16 protein-coding genes and 2 pseudogenes (1 of these 18 running past the window's edge) are annotated in these 15,350 nt (G+C 64.3%); all 18 read right to left on the reverse strand.

Translation table 11 applies throughout. The annotated features are described in order from the left end of the window. Positions 1-285, reverse strand: a pseudogene (locus K789_RS0108440) (esterase); the annotation flags it as partial. 5 nt (positions 286-290) lie between these two features. Further along, positions 291-722 carry a DUF2550 domain-containing protein gene (locus K789_RS0108445; RefSeq protein ID WP_024366376.1) on the reverse strand — a complete coding sequence of 144 codons (432 nt, stop codon included), beginning with the start codon at positions 720-722 and terminating at the stop codon, positions 291-293. Between the two features lie 10 nt (positions 723-732). Further along, positions 733-1,017, reverse strand: coding sequence for a F0F1 ATP synthase subunit epsilon (locus tag K789_RS0108450; RefSeq protein WP_024366377.1), 285 nt, complete (start codon positions 1,015-1,017; stop codon positions 733-735). 1 nt (position 1,018) lies between these two features. Next, a complete protein-coding gene (gene atpD / locus K789_RS0108455; protein ID WP_024366378.1) occupies positions 1,019-2,473 on the reverse strand; it encodes a F0F1 ATP synthase subunit beta in 1,455 nt (484 codons plus the stop codon). 79 nt (positions 2,474-2,552) lie between these two features. After that, positions 2,553-3,446 carry a F0F1 ATP synthase subunit gamma gene (locus K789_RS0108460; protein ID WP_024366379.1) on the reverse strand — a complete coding sequence of 298 codons (894 nt, stop codon included), beginning with the start codon at positions 3,444-3,446 and terminating at the stop codon, positions 2,553-2,555. Positions 3,447-3,522: 76 nt separating this feature from the next. Further along, positions 3,523-5,160: a F0F1 ATP synthase subunit alpha gene (gene atpA / locus K789_RS0108465; RefSeq protein ID WP_024366380.1), complete on the reverse strand. Its 1,638-nt coding sequence runs from the start codon at positions 5,158-5,160 to the stop codon at positions 3,523-3,525. An 82-nt stretch (positions 5,161-5,242) separates the two neighbouring features. Beyond that, the gene (locus K789_RS0108470) at positions 5,243-6,067 is read right to left on the reverse strand and encodes a F0F1 ATP synthase subunit delta (protein ID WP_024366381.1); all 825 of its coding nucleotides are present in this window, start codon (positions 6,065-6,067) and stop codon (positions 5,243-5,245) included. Next, positions 6,067-6,615: a F0F1 ATP synthase subunit B gene (locus K789_RS0108475; protein ID WP_024366382.1), complete on the reverse strand. Its 549-nt coding sequence runs from the start codon at positions 6,613-6,615 to the stop codon at positions 6,067-6,069. The genes K789_RS0108470 and K789_RS0108475 overlap by 1 nt, the downstream gene beginning before the upstream one ends. Positions 6,616-6,672: 57 nt before the next feature. Continuing rightward, entirely contained in the window at positions 6,673-6,876 is a 204-nt protein-coding gene (gene atpE / locus K789_RS0108480; protein ID WP_009356484.1) for an ATP synthase F0 subunit C, read from the reverse strand. A 79-nt stretch (positions 6,877-6,955) separates the two neighbouring features. After that, positions 6,956-7,756, reverse strand: coding sequence for a F0F1 ATP synthase subunit A (gene atpB, locus K789_RS0108485; RefSeq protein WP_024366383.1), 801 nt, complete (start codon positions 7,754-7,756; stop codon positions 6,956-6,958). Between the two features lie 91 nt (positions 7,757-7,847). Then, positions 7,848-8,177, reverse strand: a complete 330-nt coding sequence (locus K789_RS0108490) for a hypothetical protein (RefSeq protein WP_024366384.1) — start codon at positions 8,175-8,177, stop codon at positions 7,848-7,850. Further along, the gene (locus K789_RS0108495) at positions 8,170-8,655 is read right to left on the reverse strand and encodes an ATP synthase (protein WP_024366385.1); all 486 of its coding nucleotides are present in this window, start codon (positions 8,653-8,655) and stop codon (positions 8,170-8,172) included. The genes K789_RS0108490 and K789_RS0108495 overlap by 8 nt, the downstream gene beginning before the upstream one ends. A gap of 121 nt (positions 8,656-8,776) precedes the next feature. Next, the gene (locus tag K789_RS0108500; RefSeq protein ID WP_024366386.1) at positions 8,777-9,802 is read right to left on the reverse strand and encodes an MraY family glycosyltransferase; all 1,026 of its coding nucleotides are present in this window, start codon (positions 9,800-9,802) and stop codon (positions 8,777-8,779) included. Next, entirely contained in the window at positions 9,799-11,670 is a 1,872-nt protein-coding gene (locus tag K789_RS0108505; protein ID WP_024366387.1) for a nucleoside-diphosphate sugar epimerase/dehydratase, read from the reverse strand. The genes K789_RS0108500 and K789_RS0108505 overlap by 4 nt, the downstream gene beginning before the upstream one ends. Before the next feature lie 174 nt (positions 11,671-11,844). Beyond that, on the reverse strand, positions 11,845-12,801 hold the full coding sequence (locus K789_RS0108510; protein WP_024366388.1) for a glycosyltransferase: 957 nt from the start codon (positions 12,799-12,801) through the stop codon (positions 11,845-11,847). A gap of 6 nt (positions 12,802-12,807) precedes the next feature. Then, the gene (locus K789_RS0108515) at positions 12,808-13,716 is read right to left on the reverse strand and encodes a glycosyltransferase (RefSeq protein ID WP_024366389.1); all 909 of its coding nucleotides are present in this window, start codon (positions 13,714-13,716) and stop codon (positions 12,808-12,810) included. A 1-nt stretch (position 13,717) separates the two neighbouring features. Beyond that, positions 13,718-14,491 carry an L-threonylcarbamoyladenylate synthase gene (locus K789_RS0108520; protein ID WP_024366390.1) on the reverse strand — a complete coding sequence of 258 codons (774 nt, stop codon included), beginning with the start codon at positions 14,489-14,491 and terminating at the stop codon, positions 13,718-13,720. A gap of 35 nt (positions 14,492-14,526) precedes the next feature. Further along, a pseudogene (gene prmC, locus K789_RS0108525) lies at positions 14,527-15,350 on the reverse strand (peptide chain release factor N(5)-glutamine methyltransferase); it runs 46 nt beyond the window's last position.

Here is a 15,350-nt window from a genome sequence, read left to right on the forward strand (position 1 = left end):
CGCGACGGCGGGCAGGGACCAGGCCAGGACCTCGGCCGGGAGTTCACCGGGGAAGACCGAGAAGACGTAAATCATCAGCCAGTGGGCACCGGCCAGCAGCGCGGCGGCACCCAGGATGGCCGCGGCGAAGGGAAGCAGGAAGGCCAGCCAGCGCGGGGCGGCGGTGTGGCGGGTAAGGTGCCGTCCGCCCTGCCAGAGGAAGTAGGCCACGCCGGCAGCGCCGGCGGCCCAGGAAAACCAGAGCACCGGCCCGTCGACAAGCCGGAGGTCTTCGATGAAGTCCACCGGGGCTAGCGCCAGGTGCCGACGCCGATGACCGGCCCGGCCTCAAGCCAGGAGGAAAGTCCGGTGTAGGCGTCGAACCGCATGGCGAGCAGGACGTCCTGCCCCTCGTAGCGAAGTTCAACGATCACGGCGTCGGGCTGGACCTTGACGAGCTCGGATTCGGTGGGCTTGCGCCGGCCGATCAGCTCGAGCGAGCTGCGGCGGAAGGTGTGCTTCGGCCGCATGCTCAGCGAGGCAAGGCGGAACCACTCGAGGTCGTTATCCTGATAACGACAAACCCCCATCTGCCAGCTGTTTCCAGCCGTGCAAATGGAGGCGTCCACCGTGCCCAGGGCGCGCCGCAGATTGAAGCGGCGCACCCCGGAAAGGCACAGTGCAAATACCAGCAACGCAAAGATCGTTGCCAGGACGATGAACGGAAAAACTGTATCGTTCATCAAGGTCGTGCTAGCGGATCCCCGCAGTAGCCGCGTCGCCCATTTGGGCGTTGTCAGCAACAATGACGACCCGGTTGTTGTCGACGGAGAAGAACCCGCCGTCAACCACTACTGCAATACGGTCACCGGAGACCGGCTGGATGGCCAGCTCACCTTCAGCCAGAATCGCCAGCAGGGGCGAGTGGCCGGGCAGGATTCCGATTTCACCATCGCTGGTGCGGGCCTTGACCATCGTGGCCGCTCCGGACCACACGAAGTGGTCCGCTGCGACAATCTCAACCTCAAGCTCAGCCATATTACTTGGTCTGTTCCTGGATCTTGGCCCACTGGCGTTCGACGTCATCCAGGCCGCCGACGTTGAAGAACGCCTGCTCTGCGATGTGGTCGAGTTCGCCGTCGCAGATCGCGGTGAAGCCTTCAACGGTGTCCTTGATGGACACGGTGGAGCCCTCGACGCCGGTGAACTGCTTGGCGGTGTAGGTGTTCTGCGAGAGGAACTGCTGGATGCGGCGTGCACGCGACACGACGATCTTGTCTTCTTCGGAGAGCTCATCGACACCGAGGATGGCGATGATGTCCTGGAGTTCCTTGTTCTTCTGCAGGATCTGCTTGACGCGGACGGCCGTGTTGTAGTGGTCGTGTCCGATGTACTGCGGATCCAGGATGCGGGACGTCGACGTCAGCGGGTCAACGGCCGGGTACAGACCACGGGAAGCGATTTCACGGGATAGTTCCGTGGTCGCGTCCAGGTGTGCGAAGGTCGTGGCCGGGGCCGGGTCGGTGTAGTCATCTGCGGGAACGTAGATGGCCTGCATCGAGGTGATCGAGTGGCCCTTGGTGGACGTGATGCGCTCCTGGAGGAGGCCCATCTCGTCTGCCAGGTTGGGCTGGTAGCCCACGGCCGACGGCATGCGGCCGAGGAGGGTGGAAACCTCGGAGCCTGCCTGGGTGAAGCGGAAGATGTTGTCGATGAAGAGCAGCACGTCCTGGTTCTGCACATCGCGGAAGTACTCCGCCATGGTCAGTGCGGACAGTGCCACGCGCAGACGCGTTCCCGGCGGCTCATCCATCTGGCCGAATACAAGGGCGGTGTCCTTGAGGACGCCTGCCTCTTCCATTTCAACCCAGAGGTCGTTGCCTTCACGGGTTCGCTCGCCGACACCGGCGAACACCGAGGTGCCACCGAAGTTCCGGGCCACGCGGGTGATCATTTCCTGGATCAGCACGGTCTTGCCGACGCCGGCACCACCGAACAGACCGATCTTGCCACCCTTGATGTACGGGGTGAGAAGGTCGATGACCTTGATGCCGGTTTCCATCATCTCGGTGGAACCCTCGAGCGTCGCGAAGGCCGGAGCCTTGCGGTGGATGGGCCAGCGCTCGGTGATCTCGAGTTCCGACTCAGCCACGTCCAGCGGCTGTCCGAGGACGTTGAAGATGTGTCCCTTGACGACGTCGCCGACAGGCACGGAGATGGGGGCACCCGAGTCCACCACAGCGGTACCGCGGACAAGTCCGTCGGTCGCCTGCAGGGAGATGGCGCGAATGACGTTGTCGCCGAGGTGCAGGGCAACCTCGAACGTGATCGTCTTGGTCTCACCGTTGAGAGTAATCTCGGTGGTGAGTGCGTTGTAAATCGAGGGGATTGCGTCAGCCGGGAATTCGACGTCGACAACCGGGCCAATAACACGTGCAATACGGCCGGTAGCACCGGTCGTCGCGGCTACGTGTTCGGTAGCAGTGGCAGTCATCTCTCTCACTTCACTCAGTAGATGGCGTTGGGGTTAAGTTTACTTTGGTGCAGGTACAGCTGGATCCAAGCTCGGGAGGCTAGGACGCGTTCAACGCGTCGGCGCCGGCCACGATTTCGGAAAGCTCCTGCGTAATTTCAGCCTGGCGGGCAGTGTTGCGCAGACGCGTGAACTTCTTGATGAGCTCCGTGGCATTGTCGCCGGCGGACTTCATTGCCCGCTGGCGGGCAGCAAGCTCCGAAGCTGCTGCCTGCAGCATCGCGGCGAAGATACGTGATTCAATGTAGCGCGGCAGCAGAGCGTCAAGAACCTGCTCCGTTTCCGGCTCGAATTCGTAGAGCGGCAGGAGGTCCGATTCGGAGGCCGCCTGCTCTTCGACAACCTCAAGCGGGAGAAGACGGACAACCGTCGGCTCCTGCGTGACCATGGACTTGAAGCGGGTGTAGACGACGTGGATTTCGTCGACGCCTCCCTCTGCGTAGTCCGTCGCAAAGTCAGCCAGCAATGCCTCGCCGATTTCCTGTGCCGTGGCAAACTCCGGCGCATCCGTGCCGCCGGTCCAGACCCGTCCGTAAGGACGGTTCCGGAAGTCGAAGTATGCCTGCGCCTTGCGGCCGACCAGGTACATCTTGACTTCCTTGCCCTCCTCGACGAGCAGCTCGTTGAGGCCTTCCGCCTGCTTGAGCACACTCGCGGAGTACGAACCTGCAAGGCCACGGTCCGAGGTGATAACCAGGACGGCGGCCCGGCGGATCTGCTCCGGCTCGGTGGTCAGCGGGTGGTCGATTTCGCTCTGGCTTGCGACAGCAGAAACGGCACGCGTGATGGCGTTTGCGTAAGGCAGTGAAGCTGCTACGCGTGCTCGGGCCTTGCCGATGCGCGAGGTAGCGATCAGTTCCATCGCCTTGAAGATCTTGCGCATCGACGTCGTCGAGCTGATCTTCTGGCGGTAGACCCGGATCTGGGCTCCCATACTTATCCTTTCCTAAGATCCCGGTGGCCGGGACTGCCGGAACCCGGTGGGGTCCCGGCAGTCCCTGCCAGCGAAACTAGCGCTTCTGCTTGACGATTTTTTCCTGGTCGACCTGTGCCTCGTCGATGGGGGCGTGTTCTTCGTGCCCCGCACCAACCAGGAGGTTGTCTCCCTCGCCGAAGAAGCCCTTCTTGAAGTCCACGATCGCGGTCTTCAGTGCTTCTGCAGTGTCATCGCTCATGACGTTGGTCTGGGCCAGCGTCGTCAGGATGGAGGACTTGTGCTTGAGGTGGTCCAGGAACTCGGTCTCGAAGCGGTTGATGTCCTCAACCGGAACGTCGTCGAGGTACCCGTTGGTGCCGGCCCAGATGGAGACGACCTGGTTCTCAACCGGGAAGGGTGAGTACTGGCCCTGCTTGAGCAGTTCCATCAGGCGCGCACCACGGGTCAGCTGCTGGCGCGATGCGGCGTCGAGGTCCGACGCGAACATTGCGAACGCCTGCATATCGCGGTACTGGGCCAGTTCCAGCTTCAAGGTACCGGAGACCTTCTTCATGGACTTGACCTGGGCGGCGCCACCCACGCGGGAAACGGAGACACCCACGTCGACGGCCGGACGCTGGTTGGCGTTGAAGAGGTCCGACTGCAGGAAGATCTGGCCATCGGTAATGGAGATCACGTTGGTCGGGATGTAGGCGGAGACGTCGTTTGCCTTGGTCTCAATGAGCGGCAGGCCGGTCATCGAACCTGCACCGAGCTCGTCGGAGAGCTTGGCACAACGCTCCAGCAGGCGGGAGTGCAAGTAGAAGACGTCGCCCGGGTAGGCTTCGCGTCCCGGCGGGCGGCGGAGCAGCAGTGACACTGCACGGTAGGCCTCGGCCTGCTTGGAGAGGTCGTCAAACACGATGAGGACGTGCTTGCCGCCGTACATCCAGTGCTGGCCGATCGCCGAACCGGCGTACGGTGCCAGGTACTTGAAGCCGGCGGGGTCGGACGCGGGGGAAGCCACGATGGTCGTGTACTCCAGTGCGCCGTTGTCCTCAAGGGTCTGACGGACAGCCGCAATCGTCGATGCCTTCTGGCCGATGGCCACGTAGATGCAGCGCACCTGCTTGTTGACATCGCCGGAAGCCCAGTTGGCCTTCTGGTTGATGATTGTGTCGATCGCGATGGCCGACTTGCCGGTCTGACGGTCACCGATGATCAGCTGGCGCTGGCCTCGGCCGATCGGGATCATGGCGTCGATTGCCTTGAGGCCGGTCTGCATCGGCTCGTGAACCGACTTGCGCTGGGTCACGCCGGGCGCCTGGAGTTCCAGCGCACGGGTGGTCTCGGCTTTGATCTCGCCGAGGTCATCGATGGGCTCGCCCAACGGGTCGACAACACGGCCGAGGAAGGCGTCGCCCACCGGTACGGACAGAACCTGTCCGGTGCGGTGAACTTCCTGGCCCTCTTCGATTCCGGTGAAGTCACCGAGGATGATGACGCCGATTTCGCGGACGTCGAGGTTCTGGGCCAGGCCCAGCGTGCCGTCTTCGAAGCGAAGCAGCTCGTTCGCCATGACCGAGGGAAGGCCCTCAACACGGGCGATGCCGTCACCTGCGGTTGTTACACGGCCGACCTCTACGCGCTCTGCGTTTCCGGGTTCGTAGGACGCCGCGAACTCGTTCAACGCAATACGGACGTCGTCGGCGTTGATGGTCAATTCGGCCATCTGCAGTCCCTGCTCTCCTGTTTTCGTGATCATCGTTGCTCACGATGACCGGGGTTTCGTTTAGTTGTGCTGGTCCGGCTGGCTAAGCAAGCTGGCGGTGAAGCTGGCCCAGGCGGGCGAGGACCGAAGCGTCTACCACTTCGTCACCAACCTGGATCCGGATGCCACCGATCAGTGCCGGGTCAACGTTCATGTTGATCTTGAGCTCGCGCCCGTACAGGGCATTCAGCCCCGCCTGCAGACGGCTGGTCTGTGTCTCCGTCAGCGGACGGGTGACGCTGACCGTTGCAATCCAGCGCTGCTGGCGCTTGGCTGCAAGCTCGGCGAAACGACGGACGAGCTTGGTCACCTTGAGGCCGCGCGGCTGCGATACTGCCTGCCCAATAAGGACCTTCGCTTCTTCGCTTGCACTGGGTACGAGCTTTTCGGCGAGGACAACCTTGGCAGCCGGGCTCGCCTGCGGCTCGGACACAGCACGCTGTACCTCGTGGTTGGAATCGACGGTCTGGTTGAAGGAGAACAGATCGTTCTCCAGTGCTTCCAGTCCGCTGATACCTGAGGCAGAGACGGCAGACTTGTTCTCAGCAACGGCAATTACCACCGAAGCGGCAAGAGTCTCGAGTGCATCGCCGATATCCCGGGCGGACGCCCAGCGCGAGCTGGCCAGTCCGCTCGCGATTTCCACAGCGTCCGCGGAGACTTTCCCGCCGAAGAGCTGCTTGATAAGCGCCGACTTTTCGTCACCGCTGCGGGACGGGTCAGTCAGGGCGCGGCGCAAGCCAGCCGAGCTGTCCACCGTTCCCAGGATTCCGAAGAGTTCCTTAGCCAACTGCAGCGAGGCGAAAGGAAGCTTGGCTTCCAGCGCCACCAAGGCCGCGGTGAGCGATTCGCTCGATACACCTGCCATTACTTAGCTGCACCTGCGTTCTGGTTCTCCAGATCTGCCAGGAAGCGGTCAACGACACGGGCCGAACGCTGGTCGTCCTCGAGGGACTCGCCAACGATGCGGCCTGCCAGCGTCGTGGCGAGCGTGCCCACTTCCGAGCGGAGCGACACAACGGCCGCCTGACGCTCGGACTGGATGGCCGCGTGGGCCTGCGCCGTGATGCGGGCAGACTCTGCAGCTGCCTTCTCCTTCAGGTCCGCAAGGATCTGAGCGCCTTCGGCACGTGCTTCCTCGCGGATGCGGTTGGCCTCGGCACGGGCATCAGTGAGCTGCTGCTTGTACTCTTCGAGTGCGGCGGAAGCCTCTGCCTGGGCCTTTTCAGCCTTGGCGATGCCGCCTTCAATGGCCTCGGCACGCTCTGCGAAGGTCTTCTCGAACATCGGGACAACGTACTTGACCACGATGAACATGAGAACAGCGAAGCCGGCGAAGACGACGCCCATTTCCCAGGGATTGGGAAGCAAAGGCGACTGGCCTTCAACGGCGGCTGAGATTATCAGCTGATTCATAATTCACCCGTCCTTATCTACTCGGTTCTGGATGTTCGCTTGGTTCTTAAGTTCAGACTAAAGAACGAAGGCGAAGACCAGGCCGAGGATGGCGAGGGCTTCAGTCAGCGCAAGGCCGAGGAATGCGATCGGCTGGAGCACACGCTGTGCCTCCGGCTGGCGTGCGACGCCGTTGATGTACGCGGCGAACACGAGACCAACACCGATACCACCGCCGATTGCGGACAGACCGTAACCTACGAGGTTGAGATTGCCTTCCATTTTCTTCCTTTCAAGATGCCATCTATGTGGCAGGTTGTTTGGTGTGCTTCATCCCCCGTGAGGGGAAATTTTGGGGTGCCTAGTGGCTGTCCGCGTGCAGAGCGCCTTCGATGTAGATGGCAGTCAGCAGGGTGAACACGTAGGCCTGCAGCGCCATGATCAGCGCTTCCAGCATGTACATGGCAATCGCGCCGACGAGCACGAGGACCGAGGTGCCCTTGAGCAGGAGGTTCTCCTGCATGACGAGGTACTCGATGCCGGAACCGGCGATCATCACGATCAGGTGGCCGGCCAGCATCGTCGCGAACAAACGGAGGCTGTGCGTGACGGGGCGGACCAGGAAGTTGGAGATGATCTCGATCGGAATAACGATCGGAAGGATGTAGCCCGGGACTCCGGAGGGCACGGTGGCCAGCTTGAAGTAGCGCAGGCCGTTCTTCTTGACACCGATGACGATCCAGGTGATGTACACGATGCCGGCGAGCACGTAGGCGCCGCCGACGTGCGAGAAGCTCGGGAGCTGGATTATCGGGATGGCGCCGTAGATGTTGTTCACCAGGATGAAGAAGAACAGGCTGAACAGCAGCGGGACGTACTTCATGAAATCTTTGCCGCCGATGATGTCCTTGGCAATGCCGTTGCGGACGAAGCCATAGGCGGCCTCGCCGGCGAACTGCAGTTTGCCGGGAACAAGCTGTCCCTTACGGGCAGCTAGCAGAAAGAATGTTGCGATAATAACGACCGAAAGGATTACCAGCAGCATCTGCTTGGAGAATCCATCGGCCGCCCCCCACGGCAGGATTGCCGGCAGGTGCATTTGTTCAATTCCAGGAGGCGTAAAAGGTCCTGAATCTTGGGCCGGGAGCGCAAGCGCGATCAACGCGTTTCCTCTCTGCAGTGTCCATCATTGGGCGTTGGTTGGGGAAAGTCGACATTGCTGTCAGGCTCTCCCCCTGTGAAATTATTTGGCATTACTGATCCTCGTCCTTGGACGGGCCACGTGCAGCATTGTCCCCGCCGGCGGATTTATCCGGGCTGGTGAGGCCGTGCATATGAGAAAGATAGAACCCTCCCGCGGCTCCAAGCAGGGCGCCTGCGAGCACAATCCAGCGGGTTCCCCACAGATTATCCAGACCCCACCCTATCAAACTCCAGACGAGGATTCCGCCAACAATGTAGCTGAAGACGGCGATCCCGGCGTTGTATCCGCCGTCGCGTCCGTTGTCGGAAACACCGGGGGCACCGGCAGTCCTTTTGGGGGTAACGCGCTTGCTCGTGTGGCGCTCTTTGCGGCTAAACATCGGTGCCGCCTTCCGGGGTTTCGGGGTCGTTGTAGATCTGCAGCCGTGCGGTGCTGAAACCGTAGATCTCGGCAGCCTGCCAGAGGACGACAGTCACGACCGCGCCCGCCAGGAACCAGCCCCGGGACAGCCAGTCGGGGGTGCCAATGGCAAAGAGCACCACGGCAAAACCGACCACTTTGATGAAATACGTTGCGGCGAAAAGTCCGATGGCGCCGGACGGGTTGTTACGTCCCGCGTAGTGGCCGATCACCAGGCTGATGGCGAAGAAGGCCATAACAAGGGCCCCGCCGAAGATCCAGGAGAGCGCACCGGCCTCACCGGCGATGAACAGCGCAACCAGGGCTACCAGCAGCAGCGCGCCGCCGCTGACGGCCGAACATATCCCCAGCAAACGCAGCCACAGGGACTTGGTGGGACCGGAGACGCCAACGGGTCCGTTGCCGGACAGAGGTCCGGGTTCGGCGTTGGAGGTCATGGGATCCCAATCGTCGCGGGGGCGGGTGCTGGTCAGAAGTCGCGGCGTCAACCCGCACCTGAATTCTACACGAGATAGAACACGGCGGCGCCCGGTTGCGCGCCTGGCGGCGCCGTCCGGCCTAGGACACGGGCGCCCTGGTGACCTTGCGCCGCCGCCGGAAGTGCCGGATCAGGTCCGGGGACGCAAGGTACAGGGCCAGGACGGCCAGGCTGCCGGCGACGCAAAGAACCACCGTGGGCAGGGGTGCGGTGGCGGCGATGAACCCCAGGCCGATGACTGCCGCGGTGCACGCCGCGACGGTGCCGGCCGACTGGAGGTGCGAGAAACCGACGTCGGTCAGCCGCTGGTAAACATGCTCGCGGTGGGACGCGTACCACCGTTCGCCCGCGTTGATCCTGCGCAGCAGGGTATAGCCGGTGTCGGCAACGTAGACCAGGATCGGCGAGAGCACGTATTCCACGTAGACGCCGCTCAGGAATCCTGCCACCGCGAGGGCCGCCACCGAGGCGCCGAGCAGGTAGCTGCCGACGTCGCCCAGAAAAACGGAGCCCCTGGACAGGTTCCACGGCAGGAAGCCCAGGAAGGCCATGGCCAGCACGGCGCCGCCGGCAGTGAGCCATGGCTGGTCGGCCAGCGTTCCGGCGACCGTATAGGCGGCACCGGCGAGGACTCCATGGAAACTGGAAATACCGTTGACGCCGTCCATGAAGTTGGCAATGTTGATATAAGCCGCAATCGCCAGCGCGGCAAGCGGCAGCCACCAGAAGGACTGGCCGGTGAGCACGATCAGGGCCGCGGAACCGGCGGCGCCGATCCCCAGCTGCGCAGCGGCGCGGCCACGGATGGACAGACCCCGGAGATCTTCGATCCAGCCGACGGCCGCGCTCGCGACGATGATCGCAAGGACCACGGCGAAGACTGAGCGGTCCACCGTGACCGCCCCCAGGAGGACGGCGGTCACGTATCCGACGGCGGTGGCAACCGATACGGCCACCCCCATGCCGCGAATGGTGGTCCGGCCGTGGGATGACCTGGCCGACGGAACATCGACGACGCCCATCTTGACCAGCCACGGCTTGACCGCGAATGGAAGCAGGACGCTCGCGAGCAGGGTGACGCCGGCAGTGAGGAGGACGGGCATCATGACGCGGCCCTGATGCTCTCGCCCGGTTCATCCGCTTCGTCGTCGGGGATGGACGCGATATCGAGCCCCTGCTCGGCCTCGCAGCGGGCCAGCCAGACATCGAGGTTCAGCCCGGCCGGGTCCTGTTCGTGGGCCCGCGTGTGCGAAATCTTGGGGTGGAGGGGCCGTTCGTCGAGCTCGCCGGTTCCGACAAGCTCCTCGTGGAGCTTCTCCCCGGGCCGCAGCCCGGTGTAGACGATGTCGACCTTCTTGCCGGACATCGCGATCATGCGCTGGGCGACGTCCAGGATCTTGACCGGCTCCCCCATGTCCAGGATCATGACTTCGCCGCCGCGTCCGATCGCACCGGCCTGGATGACCAGCTGGCAGGCCTCGGGGATCGTCATGAAGAACCGGGTGACCTCGGGGTCCGTGACCGTAACCGGTCCGCCGACCCTAATCTGTTCCGTGAAGAGCGGCAGCATGGAGCCGCGGCTGCCCATCACGTTGCCGAACCGGACGGAGACGAATTTCCGGCCGGTGTGGACTGCCGTCCATGCGGCGAGCTTTTCGGCGACGCGCTTGGAGTGGCCCAGCGCCGTCGTCGGGTTTGCTGCCTTGTCCGTGGAGATGTTCACGAAGTGTGAAACGCCCGTGCGCTCGGCGGCACGCAGCACGTTGAGGGTGCCCAGGACATTCGTCTTCCAGGCCTCGATCGGATACTGCTGCAGCAGCGGCGCGTGTTTCAGCGCTGCAGCATGGAACACCACTTCAGGCCGGCGGTCCTCGAAGATCTCCTGGAGAGCGGCCGCGTCGCGGATGCTGGCCAGGACGGTATCGCGGCCGGCGAGCAATCCGCGGCCGGTGATGGAGATCTGGGTGTGCTGGAGCCCTGTTTCGTCATGGTCGAGCATGATCAGTTCCGCGGGAGAGAACTGGACGATCTGCCGGCACAGTTCGGAGCCGATGGAGCCGCCGGCCCCTGTCACCAGGACGCGTTTGCCTTTGATGTAGCCGGCAATCTCATCGACCTTGATGTCGACCGGGCGCCGCCCGATCAGATCCTCGACCGCCACATCGCGGAAATCGGAGAAGCCCTGGGGGGCGCCGCTGCCGAGCATGTCCCGCAGCGGCGGAAGGACCAGCACCCTGACATTCATTCCGGCGACGGCGTCGGAAATCCGCCGGACGACGGAAGCCTCGACGTTGGCAAAGGCCAGCACCAGCACCGTGGCGCGGGTACGCCGGATGATGGACGGCAGGTCGTCGCCACGGCCCAGGACCTGGACGCCGGTGAGCCGGAGGTGCTTCTTGGTCGGATCGTCGTCGATCAGCCCGACCGGGAAGTACGGCGAGTCGGCGTCCTGCAGCATGCGCGTCAGCAGGGAGTTGCCGAGGAAGCCGGCGCCGTAGATCAGGGTGTTCTGGGCGCCGTCGCCGGGTCGGTTCTTGCCCTCCACGTAGAGCCTCTTGGCGTAGCGGGCGGCTCCCATAAAGAGGCAGGCGAACGGGAAGGCAATGAGTCCGACGCTGCGGCCGATCCCGATGGCCTCATAGAGCACCAGCAGGCTCACCGTGATGGAGGCGGCCACAATCACGGTGACGATGACGAGGGCCTTGGCCTCCTGGAAACTGCCGAAGGGATACCTGCCGCGGTACAGTGCCAGGCCATAGCCGGCCACGGCCTGCACCACGATGGCAATGGCCATGATGATCATGGCGCTGACAAGCTGTTCTTCCCGGATGCCCATCTCGTAGCGCAGCAGCAGGGCCAGGACGATCGCCACGACCCACGACATCGAGTCGAGGAAAAGCTGGATCCAGATCCAGAGCGGAGGCTTTTTCTCGTCCAGTGCGGCAGGTTCGCGCGCTTCAGATTTCGTAGTCAACAGAGATTGCAACCGACTTCCACTACCACGGCGGCCATGCGCCTGTTTCAAAAATTACCCGCCGTACAACTGCCGGACAGGACGCGGGTCTCCCACGATACTAATCGCTATCGCGCGGGAACCCCGGGTCCTGACAGATCAAGCGGGGCTGGTTCACCCGGATCTTTGCCTGATTCAGCCCTGTTCCGGGGCCGCCGCAGCGGGCACCGGCGGCATCGGTTCCCAGTTGCGGTCGGCGAGGATTCCGCGCGATTCGCGCCATCCCTGCCACAAGGCACCGGCTCCTTTGATGCTGCGTTCAACCAGCACGAGGCGCACGATTTCCTTCAAATATGTCAGCGCGGTCCCGGCACCGAATCCGAGCCGGTTGAACTTGCCATGGACACGCAGGTACTGCGCCACGTGGCCCCGGTTCCGCATCACGTAGCGGCGGCTCAGGTCGGACGAATCGTTCAGGTGGCGCACGCCGAGGTCCACCTGGCGCTGGGCCCGGACCTTCTTGATGACAAAGGCGTTCACGTAGACCACCGGCGTCTGCTGCGCCGCCAGCCAGCCGTAGATGAGGTCATCCCAGGTGATGAAGAACCGGGGGTCCGGCAGCCCGATGTCCCGGGCCAGCGAGGCCTTGATCAGCATGCCCTCGAAATTTCCCACGTTGGTGGGAAAAACGTCGGACGTGCGGAAGACATCGCCCGCAACGGGCAGGAAAACGCCGAGGGCCTCGACAAAATGGTGCTGCCAGAAGAACGGCTTGCCGGCGGCGTCGTAACGGCGGCCGATCATGCACGAGTAATCGGAGGTGAACCGGTCCAGCGCGTCGACCGCCCCCGGGAGCACCTCGACGTCGTCGTCCATGAGCCACAGCCACTCGGCGCCGGCGCCGAGGGCAACCTCGACGCCGCGGGAGAAGCCGCCGGCGCCGCCGATATTAGCGGACAGCCGCTCGTATTGGACCGGAAGCCCGCCGGCGGCCATGGCGCGAGCGACCACCTCAGCGGTGTGGTCGCTGCTGGCGTTGTCCACCACGACGATCCGGTCCGGCCGGGTGGTCAGGCGGCTGAAGGATTCGAGCAGGTTCTGCAGGAAATCGGCACGGTTGTAGGTGACGACGACGGCAAACAGGTTCTTCACGCCGGCCTAGCTGTTGGCGGACATCAGTTGGGCGGGCGAGCCGAAGCCCTTTCCGCGGAAGCCCGTGGTGTAGGCGCGGAACCAGTGCGCGAGGCCCTTGAGGTCGCCGGTCTTGAGGAAGTAGTACGGGAAGCCGACAATGTCCGCGCCGAACCAGCGCAGGTTCCGGTACTTCCGGGTGAGGTAGCCGCGGTTGCGGAAGTAGCAGTACCGCTTGAAGTCGCCCTCGGGGATGACGGGGGTGATGAAACCGCCGAAGACCGGCTTCATCTCGGTCCACGTGGCGGGGTGCTGGACCGCGACCGTGGCCAGGGTGCCGTACTTGAGGCCGGCCTTTTTGACCCGCGACAGGAAGTCGACTTCATCGCCGCGGATGAAGAACTTCACGTCGGGGATGCCGATCTTGTAGAAGACCTCCGTGCGGATCAGTGCGCCGTTGAAGAAGTGCACCATGTCCGGAAGGTAGCCCATCGGAGCCAGCCGGGAGCGGTCGTTGGTCAACAGTCCGTTGATCCGGAAGTTGAACGAGAGCCGGTTGGGGTCGGCCGTGGCGGCGACGAGCGGGCTCACGATATCGAGCTGATGCTCCTCGGCGGTCTTGAGCAGCTCGGCGAGGCAGCTCGCATCCTCGGGGTGGCCGTCATCGTCCATCATCCAGATCCACTCCGCGCCGCTGGCCATCGCGGCCAGGATCGCGTAGGCGAATCCCCCGGCGCCGCCGAGGTTCGCCTCGGAGCGCAGGTAGTTGATGTTGTCCCCGCCGGCGTTGACCACCGCGGTCGCCGGGACGGTGCCCGAGTCCACGAGTGCGATCGAATGGATCGGGGCAGTCTGTTCGGCCAGCCCCTTGAGGAGGAGGGTGAGCTCCTCATGGCGGTCAAAGGTTACCGCCGCGACGGCGACTTTAGGCTGCATGTCAGTTCCTCGGGGAATCGTCGGAGGCGGGTTCGCCGCTGCTCTCAGGGCTGCTGCCCGAAGGGGTGTTGGCAGTTTCTTCAGGGGTTTGGGGGGTTTCGGCGGCGGCCGGTTCCTCGCCCAGGCCGAGCACGTCCGGGACGACCTCGCGGAGCCGCTCCAGGCTGATGGCGCCCTGGCGGACCACCCGTAGCGGCACTGCGGTGGCATCAACGATCGTGGAGGGCAGCGCATCGGCGCCCTCGGCCGGACGGAGGCCACCTTCGAGGTAGACCTCCACGGACTCCGCAAGCTGGGCTTCGGCCTCGGCGGCGGTCTGCGCCGCCGTCTGACCTGTGCGGTTCGCCGAGGAGACGGCCAGCGGCCCGGTCAGTGTCAGCAGGTCCTGGGCGACGTCGTCGGCCGGGATTCGCAGGGCGACGGTGCCCTTGGTGTCGCCGAGATCCCAGTCAAGGGACGGCTGGGCGTGGAGGATGAGGGTGAGGCCGCCGGGCCAGAACGCCTCGGCCAGGCGCCGGGCCTCGGCCGGAACATCCGTGGCGAGTCCGTCCAGGGCGTTGAGCCTGGGGATGAGCACGGGCGGCGGCATCTTCCGGCTGCGGCCCTTCGACGCCAGCAACAAGGTCACGGCGAGGGGGGAGAACGCATCGGCGGCGATCCCGTACACGGTGTCCGTCGGAAAGACCACACACTTGTGCTCCCGGATGGCCCGCTGGGCGTGTTCAAGTCCTGCAGCGCGTTGCTCGGCTGCCGTGCAATCGTAGCTAGTCGTCACTGGCCTATTCTTTCATCACGGAGAGCGTTGCCCGGTTACCGTGGGGCAGCCGGGTCGGCGAGGACGGCGCTGGTGGCCCGGTCCCTGCCGTTGAGGTCACGATGGGTGGCCACCCCGGTCCACAGACCGGAGCGCTTCAGCATCGAGGCGATCCAGCCGGCCTGGACTTCGGCGTGTTCCATCACGAAGTAGCCCCCGGGGACCAGCAGCCTGGCGGCGGAGGCCGCGGCCGCCGTCGGAAGCTCCATGCCGTCCGCTCCCCCGCCGTACAGCGCCTCGGGAGGATCGTGCAGGGCCACTTCGGGTTCGTTGGGGACAGCGTCGGCGGGGATGTACGGCGGGTTGGAGACGACGACGTCGAACGTGCCGTTGTGCTCCGGCAAGGCATCGCGGAGATCACCCCGGACCAGGTGGACGCCGAGCGGCAGCAGGTTCCGTGCGGCCCAGGCGTGGGCGAACTCGCTGAATTCGACGGCGTGGACCTCCGCGCCGGGAACCTCGTGCGCGATGGAACCGGCGATCGCTCCGGACCCGGTGCCAAGATCCACCACCTTGGGATGCGACTGGCCCTGCAGCTTGTCAATCACCAGCTGCACCACGGATTCGGTTTCCGGCCGGGGAATGAACACCCCCGGCCCGACCGCCAGTTCCAGGTAACGGAAGTGCGCGACGCCGGTGATGTGCTGCAGTGGAATGCGCTGGGCCCGCTCGGCAATGAGATCCAGGTAGCCGTCCGGTGCCGCGGTGTCCCCCAGCATCAGGGCGCGCAGCCGGCCGAGTCCGACGCCAAGCAGGTGCTCCGCGAGGAGTTCGGCGTCGGCCCGGGGACTCGGGACTCCCGCGGCGGCCAGGACGGCCG

Origin of the sequence: Arthrobacter sp. TB 26 (genome assembly GCF_000427315.1) — a bacterium.
Taxonomy (GTDB): domain Bacteria; phylum Actinomycetota; class Actinomycetes; order Actinomycetales; family Micrococcaceae; genus Arthrobacter.

Bases quoted from the DNA above. Each gene is read 5' to 3' on its own strand.
- K789_RS0108445 (WP_024366376.1), bottom strand. From the start codon at position 722: ATGAACGATACAGTTTTTCCGTTCATCGTCCTGGCAACGATCTTTGCG.
- K789_RS0108450 (WP_024366377.1), bottom strand. From the start codon at position 1,017: ATGGCTGAGCTTGAGGTTGAGATTGTCGCAGCGGACCACTTCGTGTGG.
- atpD (WP_024366378.1), bottom strand. From the start codon at position 2,473: ATGACTGCCACTGCTACCGAACACGTAGCCGCGACGACCGGTGCTACC.
- K789_RS0108460 (WP_024366379.1), bottom strand. From the start codon at position 3,446: ATGGGAGCCCAGATCCGGGTCTACCGCCAGAAGATCAGCTCGACGACG.
- atpA (WP_024366380.1), bottom strand. From the start codon at position 5,160: ATGGCCGAATTGACCATCAACGCCGACGACGTCCGTATTGCGTTGAAC.
- K789_RS0108470 (WP_024366381.1), bottom strand. From the start codon at position 6,067: ATGGCAGGTGTATCGAGCGAATCGCTCACCGCGGCCTTGGTGGCGCTG.
- K789_RS0108475 (WP_024366382.1), bottom strand. From the start codon at position 6,615: ATGAATCAGCTGATAATCTCAGCCGCCGTTGAAGGCCAGTCGCCTTTG.
- atpE (WP_009356484.1), bottom strand. From the start codon at position 6,876: ATGGAAGGCAATCTCAACCTCGTAGGTTACGGTCTGTCCGCAATCGGC.
- K789_RS0108490 (WP_024366384.1), bottom strand. From the start codon at position 8,177: ATGTTTAGCCGCAAAGAGCGCCACACGAGCAAGCGCGTTACCCCCAAA.
- K789_RS0108495 (WP_024366385.1), bottom strand. From the start codon at position 8,655: ATGACCTCCAACGCCGAACCCGGACCTCTGTCCGGCAACGGACCCGTT.
- K789_RS0108500 (WP_024366386.1), bottom strand. From the start codon at position 9,802: ATGATGCCCGTCCTCCTCACTGCCGGCGTCACCCTGCTCGCGAGCGTC.
- K789_RS0108515 (WP_024366389.1), bottom strand. From the start codon at position 13,716: ATGCAGCCTAAAGTCGCCGTCGCGGCGGTAACCTTTGACCGCCATGAG.